This is a genomic window from Streptomyces sp. SID3212 (assembly GCF_009865405.1).
Lineage (GTDB): Bacteria > Actinomycetota > Actinomycetes > Streptomycetales > Streptomycetaceae > Streptomyces.
On the sequence record NZ_WWJY01000982.1, the window covers coordinates 1 to 1,811 of the forward strand.

Annotated in this window: 2 protein-coding genes; both read right to left on the minus strand. The window is 72.3% G+C overall.

The window, feature by feature from the left end; all coding sequences use genetic code 11:
- Window positions 1-264: 264 nt before the first annotated feature.
- Window positions 265-1,404 (minus strand): LOG family protein, encoded by a 1,140-nt coding sequence (locus tag GT042_RS29435; protein ID WP_161311750.1) that lies wholly within the window; start codon window positions 1,402-1,404, stop codon window positions 265-267.
- A 48-nt stretch (window positions 1,405-1,452) separates the two neighbouring features.
- Window positions 1,453-1,811 (minus strand): MBL fold metallo-hydrolase (locus GT042_RS29440; protein ID WP_161311751.1); only part of this gene is annotated, 359 nt, incomplete at its 5' end.

Here is a 1,811-nt window from a genome sequence, read left to right on the forward strand (position 1 = left end):
CGTGTCCGGAACGTAAAGCGTGTTTTGTGTCGCGTGGCTACCGTGAATGTTCGGAGGTCTTGAACGCGACGTAAAACATGCAGTGCAGGACACGGCCCCTGCCCGGCCCCCGGCGACAAGCCGCACCCGGGTCGCCGGCCCGCAGCGGGCAAAATCAAGCCTGTCCGGCGATTGAGGACAAGCAGTAAGCCGCGCCCCGGCACCGGGCAAGCGCCGCAAACGAAGCCTGTCCGGCGATTGAGGACAACACGGACCGCAACGCGATTAGCGAGCCGCGCCACCCGCCATGCGGGCCAGCACCCCCGGCACCTCCTCGACCGCGTCCACGAGGGCGATCCGCGGCTCCATGGACCGGCGTCGGGCAAGCGACACGAGCAGTGGCCACGCCGGCAGCCGCTCCGTCCAGTGCTCCCGGTCCACCAGGACCATCGGTGTCGGCTCGCCCCGGGACTCGTAGTAGTTCGGCGTCGCGTTGTCGAAGATCTCCTGGACCGTGCCCGCCGCGCCCGGCAGGAAGATCACGCCCGCGTTGCACCGGGCCAGCAGCCCGTCCTCGCGGGTCGCGTTGGCGAAGTACTTCGCGATGTGCGCGGCGAACGCGTTCGGCGGCTCGTGGCCGTAGAACCAGGTCGGGATGCCCACCGACTCGTCACCCTTGGGCCACCGCGCCCGCACGTCGAAAGCCGCCTGGGCCCAGTCGGAGACGGACGGGACGAACGACGGCGTCTCGGCGAGGAGTTCGAGGGCCTCGTCCAGCATGTCGTCGGGGTGGGGCGCGGCGTACGCGCCCAGGTTCGCCGCCTCCATCGCGCCAGGACCGCCCCCGGTCGCGACGGTCAGCCCGGAACGGGTCAGGGCACGCCCCAGCCGCGCCGCCCCCGCGTACGCCTCCGTGCCCCGGGCCATCGCGTGCCCGCCCATCACGCCCACCACCCGCGCCCCGACGAGCAGTTCGTCCAGGGCGTCGGAGATCGCGTCGTCGTGCACCGAGCGCAGCATGGAGGCGAATATGTCGCCGTCCGACTTGGTGCGTTGGAACCACGCGTAGGCCCGCGCGTCCGGCGTGGCGTCGTACCCGTGGTCCGCGAGCCCGTCGAAGAGCTGGTCGGGGGAGTACAGCAGCCCCCGGTACGGGTCGAAGGGGAGGTTCGGCACCGGCGGGAACACCATGGCCCCGTCGGCGCGGACCTTGGCCAGGGCGGCGGCCTCCATGGGGCAGCCGAGGAAGACGGCGCCGGAGGTGTCGGTGGCGATCAGGGTGTCCGTACGGCCGGTCAGGTCCACGGACTGGAGCCGGAAGCCGTCGAGCTTCCCGCCGGTTTCGACGATTCTGCGGTCGAACTCGTCGAGGGTTTCTATCTCCCGGTCCGTCGGCTGCGGTTGGAGGTCATCGCCATTCACCATGGCGTCACGATAGCGGCCGGTCCTTCACACCGTCCGCCCCGCCCGCACTCAGTGCCGCCCCGCCGCCCGCGCCCGCTCCACGGCGGCGCGCGGCCCCTCCCTGAAGGGCTCGCCGTGCCCGGGCAGGACAAGTGCCCCGGCCGGACCGGACAGCAGTTCCAGCGAGGCGAGGGCGGCGGCGCTGTTGTGGGTGAACCCACGCGCGACGAGCGTCGGCCCGGTGCGACCGGTGAGACCGTCGTACGTGACCAGCGCGTCGCCGGTGAAGAGCAGCCCGCGTTCCGCGAAGAGGTACGCGGTGCTCCCCGGCGTGTGGCCGGGCACGGGGACGGCCTGCGGGCCCCCGGGCAGCGTGCCGGGCAGCCCGGCCGCTCCGAAGCTGTGCGCGTTCTCGACCGCCGGGGCGG